16 protein-coding genes are annotated in these 21,024 nt (G+C 62.8%); 7 read left to right on the top strand and 9 right to left on the bottom strand.

Going from position 1 to position 21,024, the window contains the following annotated elements:
- From ACQZ5K_RS18295 to ACQZ5K_RS18260, 8 genes are all read right to left on the bottom strand, one after another.
- Positions 1 to 279, bottom strand: coding sequence for a VirB3 family type IV secretion system protein (locus ACQZ5K_RS18295; RefSeq protein ID WP_448741052.1), 279 nt, complete (start codon positions 277 to 279; stop codon positions 1 to 3).
- A complete protein-coding gene (locus ACQZ5K_RS18290; RefSeq protein ID WP_448741051.1) occupies positions 279 to 611 on the bottom strand; it encodes a TrbC/VirB2 family protein in 333 nt (110 codons plus the stop codon). The genes ACQZ5K_RS18295 and ACQZ5K_RS18290 overlap by 1 nt, the downstream gene beginning before the upstream one ends.
- A complete protein-coding gene (gene trbB / locus ACQZ5K_RS18285) occupies positions 608 to 1,603 on the bottom strand; it encodes a P-type conjugative transfer ATPase TrbB (protein ID WP_448741050.1) in 996 nt (331 codons plus the stop codon). The genes ACQZ5K_RS18290 and trbB overlap by 4 nt, the downstream gene beginning before the upstream one ends.
- Before the next feature lie 142 nt (positions 1,604 to 1,745).
- The gene (locus ACQZ5K_RS18280) at positions 1,746 to 2,210 is read right to left on the bottom strand and encodes a CopG family transcriptional regulator (RefSeq protein ID WP_448741049.1); all 465 of its coding nucleotides are present in this window, start codon (positions 2,208 to 2,210) and stop codon (positions 1,746 to 1,748) included.
- Between the two features lie 10 nt (positions 2,211 to 2,220).
- Positions 2,221 to 4,203, bottom strand: coding sequence for a conjugal transfer protein TraG (locus ACQZ5K_RS18275; protein ID WP_448741048.1), 1,983 nt, complete (start codon positions 4,201 to 4,203; stop codon positions 2,221 to 2,223).
- A gap of 124 nt (positions 4,204 to 4,327) precedes the next feature.
- On the bottom strand, positions 4,328 to 5,305 hold the full coding sequence (locus tag ACQZ5K_RS18270) for a LysR family transcriptional regulator (RefSeq protein ID WP_448741047.1): 978 nt from the start codon (positions 5,303 to 5,305) through the stop codon (positions 4,328 to 4,330).
- A 145-nt stretch (positions 5,306 to 5,450) separates the two neighbouring features.
- Positions 5,451 to 6,362 carry an AraC family transcriptional regulator gene (locus tag ACQZ5K_RS18265; protein WP_448741046.1) on the bottom strand — a complete coding sequence of 304 codons (912 nt, stop codon included), beginning with the start codon at positions 6,360 to 6,362 and terminating at the stop codon, positions 5,451 to 5,453.
- An 84-nt stretch (positions 6,363 to 6,446) separates the two neighbouring features.
- Complete coding sequence (locus tag ACQZ5K_RS18260; protein WP_256117719.1) at positions 6,447 to 6,902, bottom strand: hypothetical protein; 456 nt, start codon at positions 6,900 to 6,902, stop codon at positions 6,447 to 6,449.
- A gap of 356 nt (positions 6,903 to 7,258) precedes the next feature.
- On the opposite strand from ACQZ5K_RS18260, the gene ACQZ5K_RS18255 reads away from it, so the two are divergent.
- The 7 genes from ACQZ5K_RS18255 to ACQZ5K_RS18225 all read left to right on the top strand — a co-directional run bounded on the left by ACQZ5K_RS18255 (position 7,259) and on the right by ACQZ5K_RS18225 (position 18,416).
- Complete coding sequence (locus ACQZ5K_RS18255; RefSeq protein WP_092715073.1) at positions 7,259 to 8,317, top strand: efflux RND transporter periplasmic adaptor subunit; 1,059 nt, start codon at positions 7,259 to 7,261, stop codon at positions 8,315 to 8,317.
- Positions 8,314 to 11,388: an efflux RND transporter permease subunit gene (locus tag ACQZ5K_RS18250; RefSeq protein ID WP_448741045.1), complete on the top strand. Its 3,075-nt coding sequence runs from the start codon at positions 8,314 to 8,316 to the stop codon at positions 11,386 to 11,388. Before ACQZ5K_RS18255 ends, ACQZ5K_RS18250 begins: the two co-directional genes overlap by 4 nt.
- Before the next feature lie 95 nt (positions 11,389 to 11,483).
- A complete protein-coding gene (locus ACQZ5K_RS18245; protein ID WP_092715076.1) occupies positions 11,484 to 12,332 on the top strand; it encodes an AraC family transcriptional regulator in 849 nt (282 codons plus the stop codon).
- Between the two features lie 766 nt (positions 12,333 to 13,098).
- On the top strand, positions 13,099 to 15,192 hold the full coding sequence (locus ACQZ5K_RS18240) for a TonB-dependent receptor (RefSeq protein ID WP_448741044.1): 2,094 nt from the start codon (positions 13,099 to 13,101) through the stop codon (positions 15,190 to 15,192).
- A gap of 77 nt (positions 15,193 to 15,269) precedes the next feature.
- Entirely contained in the window at positions 15,270 to 15,854 is a 585-nt protein-coding gene (locus tag ACQZ5K_RS18235; RefSeq protein ID WP_448741043.1) for an ECF transporter S component, read from the top strand.
- On the top strand, positions 15,835 to 17,586 hold the full coding sequence (locus tag ACQZ5K_RS18230; protein ID WP_448741042.1) for an ABC transporter ATP-binding protein: 1,752 nt from the start codon (positions 15,835 to 15,837) through the stop codon (positions 17,584 to 17,586). The genes ACQZ5K_RS18235 and ACQZ5K_RS18230 overlap by 20 nt, the downstream gene beginning before the upstream one ends.
- Entirely contained in the window at positions 17,583 to 18,416 is an 834-nt protein-coding gene (locus tag ACQZ5K_RS18225; RefSeq protein ID WP_448741041.1) for an energy-coupling factor transporter transmembrane component T family protein, read from the top strand. The genes ACQZ5K_RS18230 and ACQZ5K_RS18225 overlap by 4 nt, the downstream gene beginning before the upstream one ends.
- A gap of 67 nt (positions 18,417 to 18,483) precedes the next feature.
- Here ACQZ5K_RS18225 and ACQZ5K_RS18220 read toward each other — a convergent pair whose 3' ends face one another.
- Positions 18,484 to 19,989 carry a DUF3363 domain-containing protein gene (locus ACQZ5K_RS18220; RefSeq protein ID WP_448741126.1) on the bottom strand — a complete coding sequence of 502 codons (1,506 nt, stop codon included), beginning with the start codon at positions 19,987 to 19,989 and terminating at the stop codon, positions 18,484 to 18,486.
- Positions 19,990 to 21,024: the final 1,035 nt, after the last annotated feature.

Here is a 21,024-nt window from a genome sequence, read left to right as displayed (position 1 = left end):
TCAGACCGCGAGATGGCCGGGGATGCGCAGATGGCGGCGCCCGACTTCGACGAAGAGCGGATCGCGCTTGGCCGCCCAGACCGCCGCGAAATGGCCGACGGCCCAGATGAGCAGTCCGACCAGCCAGAGGCGCAAGCCGAGGCCCATGGCCCCGGCCAGCGTCCCGTTGAGGATCGCGACGGAGCGCGGCGCGCCGCCGAGCAGGATGTGCTCGGTCAGCGCGCGGTGAACCGGGACGGTGAATCCCGGCACGTCCAGTTGCTCGAATGCGACCGCCATCAGACGAGCGCCCCGCCGCCGAACGAGAAGAACGACAGGAAGAAACTCGACGCCGCGAAGGCGATCGACAGGCCGAACACGATCTGGATCAGCTTGCGGAAGCCGCCCGAGGTGTCGCCGAAGGCGAGCGCCAGACCCGTCGCGATGATGATGATGACCGCGATGATCTTCGCGACCGGGCCTTCGATCGACTGAAGGATTTTCTGGAGCGGCGCTTCCCACGGCATGGAGGAGCCGGAAGCGTGCGCCGCGGGCGCGAGGACGAGATTAACATAGGCGACGGCGGCGACCGTCGCGACGGTGCGGCGCGCGCGCATGGGGATACGGATCATGAGGGTTCTCCTGTGCTGGTGGGGGTGGCCAAAGGGCTGGGGTGCGTGATGCGGTAGTCACCGTCCGGCCCGAGCCCTTCGACACGGGCGAGTTCGGCGAGCCGGCGCGCGGACCCGCGGCCGGAGAGGACGGCAACAAGGTCGATGGTCTCGGCGATCAGGGCGCGCGGGACCGTGACGACGGCTTCCTGGATGAGCTGTTCGAGCCGGCGCAGCGCCCCGATGCCGGTTCCGGCATGGATGGTGCCGACGCCGCCGGGATGGCCGGTGCCCCAGGCTTTGAGGAGATCGAGCGCTTCGGCGCCGCGCACCTCGCCGACCGGGATGCGGTCGGGGCGCAGGCGCAGCGAGGAGCGCACGAGATCGGAGAGCGTGGCGACGCCATCCTTGGTCCGCATGGAAACGAGGTTGGGCGCGGTGCATTGCAGCTCGCGCGTGTCCTCGATGATGACGACGCGATCGGTGGTCTTCGCCACTTCGGCGAGAAGCGCATTGGTCAGCGTGGTCTTGCCGGTGGAGGTGCCGCCCGCGACGAGGATGTTGGCGCGCGCTGCGACGGCTTCGCGCAGCGTCACGGCCTGATCGGCGCGCATGATCCCGGCGGCCACATAGTCGTCGAGCGTGAAGACGGCGACGGCGGGCTTGCGGATGGCGAAGGCTGGCGATGCGACGACGGGAGGAAGAAGCCCCTCGAACCGCTCGCCGGTCTCGGGCAGTTCGGCCGAGACGCGCGGGCTTCGGGCGTGAACCTCCGCGCCGACATGATGGGCGACCAGGCGCACGATGCGTTCGCCATCGGCGGGCGACAGGACTTCGCCGGTGTCGGACAGTCCGTCGGAGAGCCGGTCGATCCAGATGCGCCCATCGGGGTTCAGCATCACCTCGACGACGGCGGGGTCTTCCAGAAAGCGTGCGATAGCCGGGCCGAGCGCCGTGCGGAGCATTCGCGCGCCGCGCTGGATCGCCTCCGGTTTCTGGTGAGAAGAAGTCATGCCGTCCCCAAATTTGGAAGGGGACGCAACAGACAGTTCCCCGATCGGGGATGATTAAAAGAGCCCGAAATCGGGCCTGTTCAACAAGTATCGAGAGCCGCGCGGCGGTCGACGGCTATCGGCGGTGAATAGGACGGGTCGATTATTCTTGCGGTACGCCGTTCGTATCTTTCTGGTCTGTTGCCGGACCTTCGGGTATGGACTCGACGTCGCGCGAAAGCTGTTTCAGGAACCTGTCGCCGCTCGCCAGACGGCGGCCGAGATTCTGCATGAAGCCCTCGAACCGCTCGGCGCCTTTCGCGCGTGCGGCGGCCTGAGCGTTCTCCGGCAGCGGCGGCGTAGAGGAGAGCCAGATCAGGACGAAGAGCGAGAGCGTCTCGCCGAGCACGGCGAGATCTTCGTCGAGCGTGTCGATCTGGCGGCCGAGCTTGTCGAGGCGGCGCGACATGGCCGCCTCCAGCTTCTCGGTCGTGTCGCCGGAGAGGAACGACGCGACGGCGGCCTCCACGATGGCTGATGCCGAGACCTTGCGGCGCATCGCCAGGGCGTCGACCTGTTTGAGCAAGGTGGGATCGAAATAGACATTCCTGCGGGTGCGGGTCGGCATGGCGCGGTCCTTACAGTTCGATGCCGTCGCCGGGGTCGAGCGAGGCTTGCCGCGCGACCATCCGCATGCGGCTGCGCATGGCGTTGGCCTTGGCAGCGTCCACATCGAGTTCGTCGTCCAGAAGCTCGAACTCCTGTGCCGGCGACGGCGGCGGGGTGATCTCTTCGTGCTCGGGCAATTCCGGCTCACGGCGGATACCGGCATTGGCCGGATCGCCGCCGTCTTCGCCCGCGCCCGTCGCGCTCGTCTGACCTGCCGCCGCGACGACGCGGCCCGACCAGTCGTCGGACGTGGCGGTGTTCGCGGGAGCGGTCGCCAGCTCGGGTGGCGTGATGATGCGCTCCTGCAAACGCGCATCCTCGAAATAGCGGGCCTTGGTGGCGCGGATCGGCGGCGTGCCCGCGACCATGACGATTTCCTCGGACGGCGGGAGCTGCATGATCTCGCCGGGCGTCATGAGCGGCCGCGCCGTCTCCTGCCGCGAGACCATCAGGTGGCCGAGCCAGGGCGAAAGCCGGTGGCCGGCATAGTTGGTGGAATCACGCATTTCGGTCGCCGTGCCGAGCGCATCGGACACGCGCTTGGCGGTGCGCTCGTCGTTGGTCGCGAAGCTAACGCGCACATGGCAATTGTCGAGGATGGCGTTGTTCGGCCCATAGGCACGTTCGATCTGGTTGAGCGATTGGGCGATCAGGAAGCCCTTGAGGCCGTAGCCCGCCATGAAGGCGAGCGCCGATTCAAAGAAGTCGAGGCGCCCCAGCGCCGGAAACTCGTCGAGCATCAAGAGCAGCCGGTGGCGCTTCGTCGTCGCGGTCAACTCCTCGGTGAGCCGGCGGCCGATCTGGTTGAGGATGAGGCGGATGAGCGGCTTGGTGCGATTGATGTCGGATGGCGGCACGACGAGGTAGAGGCTGACCGCCTTCTTGCCGCCGACGAGATCGGCGATGCGCCAGTCGCAGCGCGCCGTGACGCGGGCCACGACGGGATCGCGGTAGAGGCCGAGAAACGACATGGCGGTGGAGAGCACGCCGGAGCGTTCGTTGTCGGATTTGTTCAGCAGCTCGCGCGCCGACGATGCAATGACGGGATGGACGCCGGCTTCGCCGAGATGCGGCGTGTCCATCATCGCCCGCAGGGTGGCTTCTACCGGGCGGCGCGGATCGGAGAGGAAATTGGCGACGCCCGCCAGCGTCTTGTCCTTCTCCGCGTAGAGGACGTGCAGGATCGCCCCGACAAGCAGACTGTGGCTGGTCTTTTCCCAGTGATTGCGCTTGTCGAGACTGCCTTCGGGATCGACCAGAATGTCCGCGATGTTCTGCACGTCGCGGACCTCCCATTCCCCCTTCCGGACTTCGAGCAGCGGATTGTAGGCCGACGATCGGGCATTGGTCGGATCGAACAGCAGCACGCGGCCGTGCCTGGCGCGAAAGCCCGCCGTCAGCGTCCAGTTCTCACCCTTGATGTCGTGGACGATGCAGCTTCCCGGCCAGGTCAGCAGCGTCGGTACGACGAGGCCGACGCCCTTGCCGGATCGCGTCGGCGCGAAGCACAGGACATGCTCCGGGCCGTCATGGCGCAGATAGTCCCGTTCGTATTTTCCGAGCACGACGCCATCAAGGTCGAGCAGGCCCGCCACAAGCACCTCCTCCTTCTCGGCCCATCGCGCCGAACCGTAGGTCGCGACGTTGCGGGCTTCGCGCGCGCGGATGAGGGACATGAGAATCGCAGCGGCGATGGCGATGAAGCCGCCGGATACGGCGATGATCGAGCCGTCGGTGAAGATCGACGGCGCATAGGCGTCGTAGGAAAACCACCACCAGAAGAAGGCCGGCGGGTAGTAGATCGGAACGCCCGCCAGCTCGAACCAAGGCTGACCGAGTTGCGGCTGAAAGCCGAGCCGCCACGCGGTCCATTGCGTCGCCGCCCAGGTCATGACGAGAACTATGGTCAGAACGACGGTGATCTGACCCCAGAGGATTCGGCCGCCACGCATACAGGCTCCAATCGGCAAAAATGTCGGAGCCGATCAGAGAATGGGTGTTTTCGGGACAGGCAACAAAAAAGATGAAACGGGAGGGCGGTCGGATACTCTGGCGTACAAATCGGATAGGTTTGCGTTATGCCTTGGTTTGTTCGCGGGATTGTGGAGTCGAGCCGCTGAGAACCTGAGTGAGCTGGGCTGAGCGCCCCATTTCGTCAGCGAGTGCAAGTAGGTTCCGCAGCGCCGCGCCGCGGTGATGCGGCGACCAGACTGCGGAAAATGAAACCGACACAGGTTCGTCTGCAATGAGAAGAAAGACCAAGCCGGGAGTTGGCAAAAGCGACGCGGCCTGCCCGACAATGGTGATGCCGAATCCTTGCTCGACCATTGATTGCAACGTGGTTTGCCCGACATCGAAACGGAGGATTGAGGGGGCGGACCAGCGACCGGCTAGGCGCGCCACGATATGGTCATAAACTTGCGGCCCGGCGCCACTATATCGGACGAGGAACGTCTCCGCTGCCAGATCTGACCACGTGACGTAGGAGCGCTCGGCAAGCGGATGGTTTGTTGGTAGCGCTGCCATCAGCGCTTCGGTCCATATCTGTCGTGAGTGGCAATCCGGGGGGTCGGGTGTTCCTGCTACGAATGCTATGTCCAAGTGGGCAGCGCGGAGCTGCATTACCGCCTCGCGCGCAGTGCCTTCGGTGATCTCTACCTCAATGCCTGGATGCCGCTCTCGATAATGTTGCAAAAGAGTAGCGAGGAAGCCGCCAGGGATCAGAGCGTGAATACCGACTCGAAGACGCCCCTGCTCACCGCGCGAGAACATGCCGGCGGTTCTAACGGTCTGGTCGAGTTGATCGATTGCCAAAGCAACGCCTTCGATAAAGTGCCGGCCCGCTTGTGTGATGCGCACGCCTCGCGTGTGGCGTTCGAAGAGAAGAATACCAAGTTCTTCTTCCAGCATTTTCACGCGCGCGCTGACACTCGATTGAGTAACCCCAAGCGCATTGGCCGCGTGACGGAAATTCAGATGCTCAGCGACAGCGAGTGTCTGTACAAGTGACATCATCGGAATACGACCGCCAAGCAGCAATGGGTTTGCTGGCATTTGAGGCATCTTGCTCAGTTTCCGACGGCGCATTTCTAGTCCCTACTGAAAGATTGTAATGGCGCGATCCTCTCTAGGGATGGACCCGCGAGCCGAATGATCACATGCAGCGCCGGTCATTCGCCGCCGGTATGATTCCTCCGGGCTATTTGTGCTGAAGCGGCTGCGATCTTAGCGGGACGACATTCGGCGCTGTTTTGGCCGCTTCCGCGATGTCGTGATCACGTTCGTCGTGGGCGAGCGTCTTTCGGTCACCGCGATCCGAGGCCGCCGAAACTGCTTCACCGAAATACCGCGCGGGTGTTGTTCCCAGCATTCGCCTGAACATCGAGATGAAAGCGCTGACACTCTCATAGCCGAGATCGATGGCGATGTTCGTAACCAGTTCGCCTTGCGCGAGGCGCTGCAGCGCCAGACCGATATGCAGTTGCTGGCGCCAGCGAATGAACGACATGCCGGTTTCGCGCTGAAACAGCCGGCTCAGGGTTCGATTGCTCGCCCCGACGCGCGCACCCCACTCGTCGATGGTGAAACGCAGGCCCGGATTTTCGATCATGGATTCGGTCAGCCGCCGGAGCCTCCGGTCGTTCGGCATCGGCAGGTAGAATGGTTCAAGTGGCGCCGCGGCCAGTTCATCAAGCAGCACTGAAATGAGTCGTGTTTCGCGCCCGCGGTCCATGTTTTCCAGCGGTGATTCAAAATCGAAGCGCAGGATCAACTCGCGGAGGAAGGGCTGTATGAACAAAATGCCGCAATCCTGATCAAGCGGAACGGCCAAACCCGGATCGATGTACAAACTCCCGATCTTGATGTGACCATCCATCCTGCCGGCATGGGAGACGCCGCTGGGTATCCATAAGGCGCAATGCGGCGGAACCGTCCAGATGCCGCCTGCGGCCTGAACCGTCAAGACGCCACTGATGACATACATCAATTGCGCCTTGTTGTGGCAATGAGGCTCCGTTTCACCGACGAAGGTCGCTTCAGTGATCAGACTGAAGACGGGGCGTGGAATTTCATCCACCGCGTCGATGTCAGTTTTAGGCGGAAACTCCATTACATTATTCCAATCCGGCCTCATTGCCCTGAACAGGGTATCGTACCCCTTAATGATGAGTGTTTCTCCACTCGCCATTGTGGCTCAGGCGGCATGCTTTTCAAGCAAGAGTAAGCCCTTGGCAGCAGCTTGCTCTTCGTCGGCTGCGAACTGGACGGAAAAGCCCAAAGCTTTGCTTGCCGCCGACGCGGCGACACGTGCCGCGGCGTTTATCGGAGAGTGGCCTTCGATCACAATCAACCCAAGGCAATACTTCCTCATCCGGTCCTTGATCCGCTTGAAGAACAGCGCCTTTGCCTTGCGCTCCTCGGGCGTCTCGTCATCGTGATCGTGCGTAGAGTGATCGGCGATCAGCACGAACGGCGTCTGCTTGTCCAGAAGGCTTTCAAGCTGATTGTTCCTCTCCAGCACCTCGTCAATGGACGAGCCGTCGTCCTCATGCTCGCGCAGGAAGACAAGGGGAAAGCGGGAATCATCTAGGAGCATCGTCTTACCTTTCGTTGACCGTGCAAGATGTCGGGAGCCGCCGAAGGCCGACATCACTATTCGGTCAACAGGCAAGTCCACGGGCAATAACTGACGCAGTTATCCGTATCACAGGCGACAGGCCGACCGCTCCGGCAAGCCTGCCAACAAATACCGCGATCCTGCCATCTGCCGGCCGCTGGCTATGCCCTGCTTCGCCACAGTAAGCCACGGCTGTCAGCAACCGCGCGCGCACTCCAACAAGATGATTGGCCGGTTTGAGAGATATCTTGGCGGGATCGTTCGATGTGGCGTGCTGACCACCAGCGTATCTGAGTTCGGAACCGGGGACGCATCGGCGCCGGCCGGCAACGATCATGTGAGCCGCACAGCCTCCGGCACATGCTGAACAGTTTTTTAGGAACGCTTTTATGCCTCGTCATTCCCCTCGATCATGGCCCGCCCTTCTGATCGTCCTGCTAGTCCTTCAAGGTTGCAATGATGGGGATGAACCTGAAGCGGCGACGGATCCCGCTCCGGTCGTCAGCATCGTGCGCGCACAAATCCTGCCCCTGGTTTCTTCCATCACGGTGACCGGTTCGCTGATACCGCATCGTGTGGCGCTGGTTCACGCACAGACGTCCGGCCTGGTGGTGACCGAACTCCTGGCCGAAGAGGGCCAGACGGTCCGCTCCGGCCAGGTCCTAGCACGCCTGTCCTCCGAGCGGCAGAGCGCTGAGTTGTCCGGCGCGCGTGGAGAACTTCATCGTGCCGAGCAGGCGCTGGCTCGCGCCCAAGCACTTAAGACTTCTGGCACGATGGCAGGCAGTGCCGCCGATGCAGCAACGGCCAGCTATGTAGAAGCACAGGCGCGTGTGCGCGCGTTGGAAATCGACGTTGCACGCGCCGAAGTCCGCGCACCCGTGGCGGGGTTGCTGCAGCGACGACACATCGAAATCGGCGAGGTCGCGAACGAAAAGCCCCTCTTCGAGATCGCCGCTGAGAGCGTCATGGAACTGGTGGCCGACCTGAGCGAAACGGCATGGCGCCAGACCAGCGTCGGCCAGAGCGCCGACATCACCCTGGCAGACGGACAAGCGATGTCGGGCACGGTGCGCCGCCTGTCAGGCGCACTGGACAGCAAGACCCGATTGGGCCGGGCCTGGATCAGCCTCAACAACGCGCCCTCTGGCCTCGTCTCCGGCGCTGGCGCCAGCGCCCGCCTGCGGATAGGCCGTGCCGATCTCCTCGCCATTCCGCAATCCAGCCTCCTGTTCGACCAGCAAGGAGCCTATGTCTTCGTCGTCGCAGACGGCAAGGCCCTGCGACGGGCCGTGACGCTGGGCGCGCAGAACGCCGAGCATGCCGAAATCATCGAGGGGCTGAATGCTGGCGATGCTGTCGTGGCGAGAGCGGGCTCGCTGCTGCGCGATGGCGATCCCGTTCGGATCGCTGCAGTCGGCGATGACGCAAGGGGCATCGCGCGATGAATCTCAATATTTCCGCCTGGGCAATCCGCCAGCCCGTCCCCTCGCTGGTGCTGTTCGTCTTGCTGATCTTGCTGGGCGTGTCATCCTTCCTGTCGTTGCCGGTCGGGCGCACCCCCAACATCGACCTACCGCTGGTCAACGTGTCCATTTCGCAGCCTGGAGCCGCGCCCGAAGAGCTGGAAACGGACGTGACACGTCTGGTCGAGAACGCGGTGGCAGGGATCACCGGCATACGCCATGTGAGTTCTTCGATCACCGATGGACTTTCCTCCACTCGGATCGAGTTCCAACTGAATGTGGCGCCCGACACCGCGCTCTTCGAGGTCAAGAGTCGCGTCGATGCGCTGCGCAGCCAACTGCCTGCCGACATCGACGCGCCGATCGTTTCCAAGGTCGATACGGAAGGTGTGGCGTTGGTGACGTGGCAGGTTTCGTCACCCGGCAGATCCCTTGCGGAACTGTCATGGTTCATCGACGATGCCGTTTCCCAACACCTGCGCGGACTGCCTGGTGTCGGCGATGTCGTGCGCCGGGGCGGGAGTGCGAGGGAGATTGAAATCGCCCTCTATCCGGACCGGCTATTGTCCCTGGGCATCACTGTCGGCGACGTGCAAAACGCCCTTCGAGGCGGCCGCGTCGATCTGCCCGCCGGGCATTGGAATGCGGCCGATAGTCAGCAACCGGTACGCATACTGGCGCGCGCACGCTCGGTTGAGGAACTGGCCGGCACGCTCCTGCCTCTGGCCGGCCGCAGCCTGCGCCTCGGCGACATCGCGCGCGTAACGGATACGACAGCCGAAGCTCAGACATTCCTGCGCCGCGATGGCGAGCAGGCCGCGGCTGCCTTCTCCGTGTTTCGCGCGCGAGGCGCCGACGAGATCGCGGTGGCGCGTGCGGTCGCCGATGCGCTGCCAACGCTACAGGCCTCGGCACCGGATATCACGTTCACGCGCATCGACGAGACCGTCACCCCCACGCAGGAGACTTTCGATGCAGCAATGAGCACGTTGCTCGAAGGCGCGGCACTGGCTGTCTTCGTGGTCTTCGTCTTTCTGCGCGACTGGCGCGCCACCCTGATCGCCGCGACCTCCTTGCCGCTGGCCATCGTTCCGACCTTCTGGGTGCTCGATCTGGCGGGCTACACGCTGAACATGCTCAGCCTCCTTGGCGTGACGCTGGTGACCGGCATCCTGGTGGACGACGCCATCGTCGAGATCGAGAACATCGAGCGGCACATGCACATGGGCAAGACGCCCCGGCAGGCCACATTCGACGCCACCGCCGAGATCGGCCTAGCGGTGATGGCCATCTCGACCAGCGTCGCCGTGGTGTTCGCGCCGGTGGGCTTCATGAGCGGCGTCGCAGGCCAATACTTCAAGCAGTTCGGCCTGACGGTCTCGGTTTCGGTCCTGTTCTCGCTGCTGGTGGCCCGGCTGATCACGCCCATCATGGCGGCCAACTTGCTGCGCTCTTCGACAAAGCCGCTATCCGAGGAGACGTCCCCGGTATCATCGACCGGCTGGTATGCGCACATACTGGGCTGGGTGGTTCGCCGGAAAGGTACGGTGATCATCGTCAGCGTCCTGGGCTTTGCGCTGTCACTGGCGGCTGCCAGTCAGTTGCCGGATGATCTGGTGCCGGCGGAAGATACCGGCCGTCTTATATTCGCCGTGGAAGCCTCTCCCGGAATCACACTGACGCAGTTGGCCGACCGGACCGATGCCATGGCAAAGCGCGTGCGCGCCGAAATACCCGACGTTGCGCACGTCCTGGTGGAAGGCGGTGTGTCGCCTTCGGGAAGGCAGGAGCTCCGACTTTCCACCTTGATCGTCCACCTGAAACCGAGGGGCGAGCGGCAGCGGAGCCAGCGTCAGGTGCAGCTTGCCGTTCGCGATTTGCTGCGCACCCTGCCGGACCTGCGGGCTTGGCCGCTGAACAGCAATCTCGGGCGCGAGGTGGAAATCTCCGTCGCTGCGGCTTCGCCCGCACGGTTGCACGAAGCAACAGCGCTGGTTGAGACACAGATGCAGGCGATGGGTCTGGCGAACGTCTCCACGGATTCCGGCTTCACGCGCAGCGAGATCCACATCACGCCGCGGCTGCCTGATGCCTCCCGGCTCGATATCTCGACCGTGCAGATTGCCGATGCGGTGCGCCTGGCCGCGGTGGGCGACGCAGATATCGTGTTGCCGAAGTTCAAGGCGGAAGACCGTCTGGTCCCCATACGCATACGTCTGGATGCTGCCGCCCGGCGTGACATCGAATTGCTGCGTGCACTCCCGGTTACGCGGATCGACGGACGGCCCGTTCCGCTCTCCGCCGTTGCCGACGTTCGGTGGCAAGGCGGGCCTTCGTCGATCGAACGATATGACCGCCAACGTCGTGTCTTGGTTGGCGCCGACCTCGCGGCCGGGCAGACCCTCGGCACAGCACTCTCCGGAATTCGTGCCTCCGAAGAGGTGCGGGCGTTGTCGTCCAGCATATCAATCCAGGCTGCTGGCGACGGCGAACTGATGGATGAGGTCATGAACGGCTTCGTCGGCGCGCTGGGCCTCGGGTTGCTGCTGATGTTCGCCGTCCTGGTGTTACTGTTCTCGGGCGTGCGTCAGCCTCTGATCATCCTGTTGTCCCTGCCGCTGGCCCTGACTGGCGCGATCCTGGCATTGTTCGTGACCGGCACACCGATCAATCTGCCCGTGCTGATCGGCGTTCTCATGCTGATGGGAATCGTGGCCAAGAATGCGATTCTGCTCGTGGACTTCGCCAAGATCGGTGAGGATCACGGGATGCCGCCTGCCGACGCCATCGTCCATGCCTGCTGCACCCGGGCTCGGCCCATCCTGATGACCACGCTGGCGATGGTGGCAGGCATGTTGCCGAGCGCATTGGGTGCTGCCGTCGGCGGCGGGTTCCGCGCCCCTATGGCGATCGTCGTGATAGGCGGCCTGATTGTGGCAACGGTGCTGTCGCTCCTGACCACGCCGGCGGTGTTTCTGGCAATCGAGGGCCTTCATGGCCGTTTCCGGCGCGCTCCCGCACCTGCCGAGCCATCCCCGGCGCATTCGAAATAGTCGCCGATCCGTGTGGTGGAAAGGAAGCGAATGGCCGGTTCGAGATTTTGGCGGGATCGTTCGATGCGGCGTTCCGCCGGCCAGGAGAAGCAGGCATGGATGGTTTGGAGACCGCTTTGCAGTACGTGCAACGGGACGTCGCTCGAATCGACAGGATTCCTCGGCCTGTCGTCGCTATCGGTCTCAAGCAGGTCGCAAACCGCCTTGAGGTTTCAGAGCATCAGCACCGCAGATGCGAACTGATCTATACCGTCAAAGGTGTCCTCACTTGCGAGATCGAGCGTAGCCTCTGGACGGTCTCTCCGCAAAGCGCGGTATGGATTCCATCCGGCACGCCGCATAAGTGTCAGGCTTTCGGCAAGACCGAATATTACGTTCTGTTCTTCGATCCCAACGTCTATCCGAACCTTCCACGGGCCTGCTGTACGATGTCTGTCTCGCCCCTGCTGCGAGAGGCACTGATCCGCGCCGCGCAGTTTAGTGCGCTTTACCCCTTGGATGGGCCGGAAGTCCGGTTGCTTCCTGTCATCCTCGATGAACTGAGCACTGCCCGGACCGAACACCACCGACTTCCATTGCCATCCGATCCCAGCCTGCGGCGTCTCGCCGACATGATGATGTCCGCTCCTGATGACAAGTCATCGGTGGCGCAGTGGGCGGTGCGCTGCGCGATGAGCGAGAGAACGCTGAGCCGGAAGATGCGACGCGAGACCGGCATGAGTCTCTGGCGCTGGCGTCACCAGCTTCACGTTACACTGGCACTCCAGCGCATGGCGAGCGGAGACAGCGTTCAGGCGGTGGCGCTCGACCTCGGCTACGAAACGGCCAGCAGCTTCATCACCATGTTCAAGAAGACGACCGGCAAGTCGCCCGGCCGCTATTTCGCGGAGCGCGGCAGTGGCGATGATACGCGGAGACCGCGAAAAGACGCCTTCTCCCGATAGTCCGGCAGCAACAAGAAGCTCATCTATCGTTTAATGTCTCCCGGCAAGTCGAGGTGAACTTGCCGATGGAGTTCTTCAAACAATGATTGATCGTGAGCGGGTTCAGTCCGCCGCACACCTCTTTCACCTCCAACTGGCACTTGCGAAGAGTGGCCCAGAGAACTCTGCACATCGAAGAGAGCTTGAGGCGGTTTTCCTCGACACAGATCGATATAGCGTCGGGCGTAAGCCGCCACGGCCGCACGCAGATTGACAGGATCTCCGCTTCGCAAGCCTTCTTGACGGAAGGCTCAAGCACGGCAGCCAGCGCGGGTTGCGGGAACGCCGTGACAAGGCAGATCAGCATGCATGCCGAACGAAGATGGAAACACCCGGACCGGGACATGACCGCTACCTAACCTTGGGGTGCAGGTCTGTTTGACGGAGAAAGCCTCCAAGAATCGATCATCAATGGGATCCTCGTCTCCCCGGACCATTGCCGGTTTCGAATAGCGGTGCCGCCAGAGCGTCATCTCAAAGGGCATGGATGAGCTGATTGCCCCGAGCAGGCGCCAGTAAATAGTCCCTTCCGATAGCCCCGGAAGCCCTCAGCGAGCATTTTGGCGGGATCGGAAAGCTGTTTGGCGAAACAGCGAAAGGCGAGTTTCAGCCTCAAGTTTATCAACGTCGATAATGCGGATCACTCGCAGATATGTCCGTGGGATCGTCGTTGGGGGCTGGTATGTCACTTTGGAATAAAAGTAATCTGATGTTGAGCGGGGTTTCCGTGACCACGCTGGTCTTTGCTCTTTCGGCAATGGAGCCGACCTATGCGCAGGAAAGCCGGCGTTCGTCGCGCCAAGAAGCCGACAATGTCACAGTTCTCGACCCGATCATCATCACCGCGCGCAAAACGGACGAGCGACTTCAGGACGTGCCTGAGAGCGTCACCGTGGTCTCGCCGGAAGACCTGGCCGCAGCTCCCCTTGCATCCGCCCCTGCCATCGCGCGCAATTCTCCCAATGTTCAATGGGTCGACCGTGGCGCCGGAACGCAGTTCTTCTCGATCCGTGGCGTAAGCTCCCTCGGCACGCCGCTCAATTTCTCCGACGGCACCGTTGGCTTCAATGTCGATGGTGTTCCCAACAGCATGATGAGCGCTTCGAGCGTTCTGCTCGATGTCAATCGCGTCGAAGTCCTGCGAGGGCCGCAGGGCACGCTCTGGGGCACCAACGCGCTCGGCGGCGCCATCAATGTCGTGACCAATGAACCTGACGGGGAACGCGACATTCGCTTCACCACTGAGTTCGGATCGAACGGCTACCGTATGGGTGAAGCAGTTCTCGGCGGCAATATCATTCCCGGTGCGCTCGACGGACGGATGGCGGTTCGTTTTGGACGTCAGGACGGAGACATCGACAGCCTGTTCACCGAGGATCTCGGTAAGCGTGATATCGGCGCATTTCGTGGCGGCCTGCGCTTTAATGGTCTGGAGAACACCACGATTACCTTGTCCGGCTCATATTTGAGCGACAAGGGCAACGCCCCGGCAATTCTGCTACGCGACACGCCTGGCTTTCCGATCAGCGGGACGTTGACCGAGCCCTACGCAAAAACAACGCACGGGGATGTGACGCTAAAAGTCGAACATGATTTCGATCAATTCAGGTTTACCTCGATCAGCGCGTATCAGAGCAATGAAAGCGAGAGATGGTCGAGTTTTGCTGACAAGCTCGTTTTCGACAGGATCGGTTTGCCTGCTATCCCAGGCGTTGGCGGCACGATCGACAAGGAAAACATCTACAGTCAGGAATTTCGCCTGAGTTCGCTTGAAGGCGATCCGATCCGCTGGGTGGTGGGCGCGAGTGTGGTGCGCACCGAAGGCAGCCGTTTGTGCGATGCTTTGCAATGCACGCTCCCGCCGAACACGACCACGGCGTCCATCGACAGCACGAATCTTGGTCTGTTCGGCGACATATCGATACCGTTCGCCGAGCGCTGGGAAGCCTCCGCCGGCGCACGTCTAAGCCATGACGATATCGATGCAGGCTTCACCAACGCGCTGAACTTGCCGGGACTGACCGGCCGCAATTCAACCACGCAGACGTATCCGACCGGCAGGCTCGCACTGTCTTACAAGTGGACCGACGACATTCAGACGTATGTTTCCGTTGCCCGCGGACACTCGACGCGCGTTTACTCGCTCCTGCCGTCCGTCATGAACGGTGTCCTTCCCGATCCATATCCCGCCGCGACAGGTTGGACTTACGAGGCTGGTGTGAAAGCGAGCCTGTTCGATGACCGTCTGCAACTCGACGGGAGCGTGTTTCACAACGATATCAAGAATGGCCTTATCGCCTATCTCGATCCGCGGGCACCTCTCGCATTCAAGACCACCTATCAGGACTATACAACGAGCGGATTCGAGCTTCAGGCTCGTGCTCGCATCACCGAAAGCCTGAGCTTCATCGGCGGCGTCGGTTATACGCACAGCTCTCTTGGCGCGAACGGCGCGAACTACGCTAGGGTGAAGGGCAATCGCGTCCCGAACACAGCTGACTGGACATTCTCGACCGCGCTTCAATACGACGCGCCGGGATCGGTCATGAACCTGCCGGGGGCGTTCTCATTCAGCGTCCAGTATCAGTTCAACGGTTCTCGCGCGGCCGATCCCGAAGATTCCTTCGACCTCGATCCGTACCATATTGTGAACGCGCGTGTTGGCTGGAGGAACGACGGCGGGGATTTCGAGGTTTACGCCTTCGGCCGGAACTTGCTGGATGAGCGTTACGAGGCTTTTGGCGCGCCTCTCAATGGCGTCCCGACAGTCAATGTCGGCCAGGGCCGCATCGTGGGTGTTGGCATCACCAAGACTTTCTGAACGTCGTTTCGGTCCCGTGTCGAGCCTTCAGCCGACCGGGACCAACGCGCTCGCTCACGTTTCGACGGAACCAGCCTGTGTCTATTCCCGGCCAAGAACCTGTTGCTTCGCGCCGCCGGCGTTACAGCACACGAACGATCCTGATCGCGGCGGCCCTCGGTGCAGCGATCGGCATTATTCTGGTCCCGGTCAATCTTGCCCTTGTCGGCTTTACGACCGCCTTTCCGCCCGTCGCCTCCGCTTCGTTCGGTTTGTGGGGCATGGCCGCGTTGCTGCCGCTTGGCGTGCTCCGACGCGGCGGCTCGGGTGTGATCGGCGCGGCCGCTGCCGGTGTCGTGTTGATCGTGTCTCCAGGCGCCTTGCTGATGGTCGTTGTGATGGCGATGTGGGGTGCCGTCATGGAGATGCCATTCTTCGTGACCCGATACCGCTGGTTTGGCTGGATCATGTTCACCGCCGCAGGCGTGATCTCCGGCCTCATCTCCTGCGCCATCAGTATCTATACGTACAACCTGCCGAGTATGGACGGCGGTCTGGTCGCTTTGATCTGCACCGTCCAGATCGCCTCCTTTGTCGCGGGAAGCCTGTTGTCCCTCGTCGTCGCTCGTGCGCTGGCCCGAGCTGGCATTGCGGGAGGACTTCGTGGTGACGACAGCCGATAAGACGAACCCCGTCATCTCTCTGAAAGACGTCAGCATACGCTATGACACGAGCGACAGATGGATCGGCGATAAGATCGATCTCGACATCTATCCCGGTGAGACGGTTTTGCTGCTTGGTCCTTCCGGCTGCGGCAAGTCCACTGTCATGCTGGCCCTCGCCGGCCTCATTCCGACAAGTCTGGAAGCGGACCTGCGCGGTCGGGTGCTGTGCGGCGGCATCAATACCAGGCATGTCGACTCCGGACAGCTTGCTGGAAAGGTCGGCATCGTCTTTCAGGACCCTGATGCTCAGGTCGCAACCGGAAGCTTGCTGGATGAAGTGTGCTTCGGGCTGGAAAATCTTCTCGTGCCGGTGGACGAGATCGAGACCCGTGCGCTCGCCGCTCTTCGCAGAATGGGTTTAGCCGATAGCCGCGAGGAAGCGCTCCGCACTCCGACCGAGTTGTCCGGCGGTGGCCGGCAACGTCTTGCCATTGCCTGTGCGCTTGCTCTTGACCCGCCGGTGCTTGTGCTCGACGAACCGACCGCGAACCTTGATCCAGTCGCTTCGGCCGAGTTTTACGCTGCTCTCACAACCCTCAAGGACGCCTCGCGTGCGATTGTCCTGGTCGAACACGAACTCGATGACGCTCTCCAACTGGCCGATCGTGTCGTCGTGCTCGACGGCAACGGCACCATAATTCACGATGGCGCTCCTGCCGAAGTGCTCGGCAGGCATGCCCGCGATCTTTCTGAACGCGGAATTTGGCTTCCAACCGCAACCGGCGTCGCTCTCCGTCTGGGTCTTGACGCCGATCCCGAACGGGAGTTGCCGCTGACAGTCAGCGAGCTTGCTCCGGCTCTCGATGCGGTCGAAGCGCCTGAGGGCACGATCGTATCGACTACCGATACGGACAGATCGCGCGATCAGGTGCTTGCCCAGCAAGATGTTCCCATCGACGTTCACGCCGCCAGTGTGAGGCTTGGGGGCGTGACTGTGCTCCACGGTGTTGATCTTCGGATAATGTCCGGGGAGTTTCTTGCCATTGCCGGTGTCAACGGGGCTGGAAAGAGCACGCTCACGCGCGCGATCGCAGGTCTGGTTCCGCTCTCGTCTGGTTCGATCACGCTTGCCGGCACCCCGATGACCGCCCTGGACGTCCGGCAGGTAGGTGATCGGATCGGCTATGTGTTCCAGAATCCCGAGCATCAGTTCCTCGCACGCACCGTCCGCGATGAACTCGCTTACGGCCTGCGCGTCCGGCGCCGTTGCAAACACGAAATCGACGATCGTGTCGATCGCATGCTCGGGCGTTTTGATCTGGCCCGCTATGCCGATGTGAATCCGTTTCTCCTCTCCCATGGAGAGAAGCGCCGCCTTTCCGTCGCAACTGCTCTGATTACGGAGCCGAAAATTCTCATCCTGGACGAACCGACCTTCGGGCAGGATCAAGTCCGTGCGCGTGAAATCGTAAACATGATCTGCGAACTCAACGCTACGGGCATCACCATCATAATGATCACACACGATCTGCAGCTCATCGCGGATTATGCGGATCGTGTGGCGCTGCTTTCACAGGGGCGTCTCCTCGACGTGGGCGCGACAGGAGAAATCCTTTGCGACACCAGGCTGATTGAGCGCGCAGGCCTCCGTCCGCCGCCGGTGCGCCGCATCGCGCTCGCACTCGCGCGAGAAAAACCTGAATGGCGGACGGTCTATCGCACCGGGCAGATCCGGGAAATCGCGCCATGAGCGACGGGCACAATACCGCAACCACCGCAACCCGCCGGGGCTGGCTGGCGACGATCAACCCAGTCGCCAAACTCGCCGCAACGCTCCCGCCGCTCGCTCTACTCTTGTTCACCCGCGACATCGCCACACCTGCCGTCGTCGCAGGGTTCGCGCTTGTCGCTATTGTCTCTGGTGTCCCGCTGCGGCTTCGCGGGTTGCTCGCCGGAGCCGTAGCGATACTGCTGGTCGGCGCCTGGACGACCCTCGTCTTCGCTCTGCTCACCCGATCCGATCTCGTCAGGGACTCACCTATTGTCATCGACGGGTGGATTACGTTGCGCGCAGCCGCCGTGCATCATGGTGCCTCAACCGCCGTGCGCTTGGCGGCGATGATGATGTTGGCGCTGCTTGGATCCCTCGGCACCACGACCGACCAGCTCGCAAGCGCACTGGTCCACCAATGCCACCTTCCCTATCGCTTTGCATACGGTTCGATCGCCGCGATGCGATTCGCACCCCGTTACCGTCAGGAGCTCCTCACATTGCGTGCGGCTCAGCGGGCGCGCGGCATCATCGATCCTGCTGGTCCGGTCGGCTATTTGCGTCGCACCGGTCGATCGATTGTTCCGCTGCTCGCGGCCGGTGCCCGCTACGCGACACGTCTCTCCCTTGCCATGGATGCACGCGGGTTCGGTGCCTTCAGCTGTCGTAGCGATCGTAAACCGTCGGTGGTCCGTTCTCGCGACGTGATATTCGTCATGACGGTCTGGGCTGGCTTCGCGGCGATCTTCGTCACAACTGGGATGCTTGGACTTCTCTCCATAAGCGGAGATTTGCGCGATCCAGGATAAAGTGTGATCGGGTTTGCTTGATCCCAAGAGCGGCCCTCACCGGCTTCATCCGGCAACCGAAACATCGCTACAGAGCTAGGCCCCGTTGTCGGCCAATCTGCCACGACACCGATCCGCCCTGCACGATACCGCTCACCTCACGGCCAAGTTGGCGGTCGATGACCGGGCGCCACGGGACAAGGGTGAACTCGTGGCTCTGCTCGACGACGGCGAACTTGCCGCTCGATAGCTGGACGGTCCCGGTGAATCTGCCGCTGACGGTCTCGCCGTCGCTGGCGGCGCGGAACGGCAGGTTCTTCGTCGCAGCCATCTCGCCGCCGATGCGTTCGATCTCCCGCGCGCGCAGCGTGGCGAGGAGATTGCGCCGATAGAGCGTGCCGCCGTTCAGGCCGAGCGTCGCGTCGCCACGGTCGATATGATGCTCGCGGCGGCGGTCGATCGCCTGGCGCACCTCAAGGCCGAAGCCGGTCGGCGCGAGGTCGGATATTTCCGCCGTCATGAGCCGCCGGTCGAGCCAGGTCGCGCCGTCCGCGCCGATCTGCTGTTCGAGCTGGGCGGCTGAGAGGATGCGGATATTGGCATGCTTGTTGCGGCCCGCGTCATAGGCGGCGGCGCGGCTCTCGAAGTCGTCGGGGATGCGCCATTGGTCGGCGTCGATCCGCTCGACGATGCCGGCGCGGCGCAGCGCCTCCAGCCGGCGCACATGGGCGTCGACATAGCCGTCATAGTCGCCGCCCGGCACGCGGCCCTCGAACTTCGCCTGTTCGAGATGACGGCTCGGCCGATAGACGCCGCCTTCGGCGACTGTCGCGATGGTGCGGTCGGACGGACGGCTCGCGGTGTCGGCGGGGCCGATCTCGACGACGCTGCCGATCCGTGCATCCGCGACACGGGCGGCGTCGATGCCGTCGACATGGTGCGTGCGGCCGTCGATGCCGTCGACCACCACGGTCAGGTTCTCGCCCAGCTCGTCGGTCAGATATTTGTCGACGACGCGGCCGGCGATAGGAGTCTTCGGCGGCCCATCGTGAATCTGGAAGGTCATGGGGTCGCGCTCCAGCCCGTCGGCCTTAAGCGTCTTGTGCATGTTGCGGATGATGTCGCCGTGCTCGCCCAGCTCGCGCAGCGCCGGTTCCATGCGCTCGCCCAATTCCCAAACGCCCGGCGCGTGCTCGGTGGCGAGGCCCATCTTCTCCAGTTTGGCGAGACGGCGCAGGCGCAGCGTCCGGTTGAACTGGCGCTTCGGATCGGCGGCCTCATGGCGCAGGTCGAGGAAGCGTTCATCGGCTTCCTCGACCAACGCACGGTCGATGCGGGTGAAACGGTCCTGATCGATTTCGGCCCAGAGCTTGCGGCTCTGCTCGATCTCGGTGACGGGGCCTAGCTCCAGCGTGGTCAGCTCGCTCGCCCGCTCGCGGATACCGTTGGCGAGATAGTCGCCGTTGATGACGAGGTTTTCGCCCAGCTCGTCCTTGCCGCGCACGATGACATGGACGTGGGGATGGCCGGTATTGTGGTGATTGACCGCGACCCAATCGAGCCGGGTGCCGAGATCGGTTTCGACCTGGCGCATGAGGTCACGGGTATAGGCCGTGAGGTCGGAGAGGTCCGCGGCGTCCTCGGGCGAGACGATGAACCGGAACTGGTGGCGATCATCCGCGCCGCGCTCGACGAAGGCCGCACCGTCGGCGCGATCCTCGGTCGCCGAATAGAGCTGGCCGCGTTCGCCGTCGCGCGAGGTGCCGTCGCGCTGGATGTAGCGCAGATGGGCGGCGGACTTTCCATTCTTGCCCGCGCCCTGAACGTAGCGGGTCTTGACGACGACGCGGCGCTGACCGGGCGCGTTGTGCCTCCAGCCGCCCGACAAGGTGCGGGCGCGAACGAAGGCCGCGCCGCGTCCGCGCTTCAGGCCCGGCGCGCTCGTCCGCGACGCCTTGCCGCCCTTGGCGGTCGCCGAGAATCGAGAGCGCGATGGCGATGACGCGGATGACCGCGACGGGCTGTTGCTCTGCTGGCGGGCGATCTTCTTCGCCTGGGTGAGAAAGCTCTTGGCCTTGCCGAGCTTCGGCGTGTCGGCGCGGATGCGGCCGGGCTTCGGCCGGAAACGGAATTCGTCGTCGGCGCTCAAGGGCGCGCCTCCGGCCAAAAATGCGGAAAACCGTCCGATTTCGGGCTATGGTGCCGGTCGAAACCCAGCAAAGCCAAGGCTTTGCACTGAGGCGCGGCACGTGGGCTCAAGAAGCAAGGTGCCGGAAACGGCGCTCCAAAACAGTGTGCAGACAAGGGCTTGCCCTGAAACCGCCGCCCCGTGGTGCCGGTTTCCTTTATCTTGCCCTCCGCCCTTTCTTCCCTTCCTGCCCTGAAAACCGGGAACGCAGCCAGGCGAATCCCTGCCTGACTGCACACCGGATGCAGCCCGCCCGAACGCGAAGCCGCGATGCTCATCGCATTCCCCCGCCGTTCGCGCGGGCCACGAATATGACGCCGCGCTGCGGCTCCGCTTCGACGGGTGTTGATTTCCACTGAGAACTGACCCGGTATTTCCACCGAGATTTGACCCGCCTTTTAGATATGTTTCGGGTCTGGTGTAGAGGTCAAGTTCCTGTTT

Source organism: Agrobacterium sp. 22-226-1, from assembly GCF_053522345.1.
This window is presented reverse-complemented; position numbering and strand designations above follow the sequence as displayed.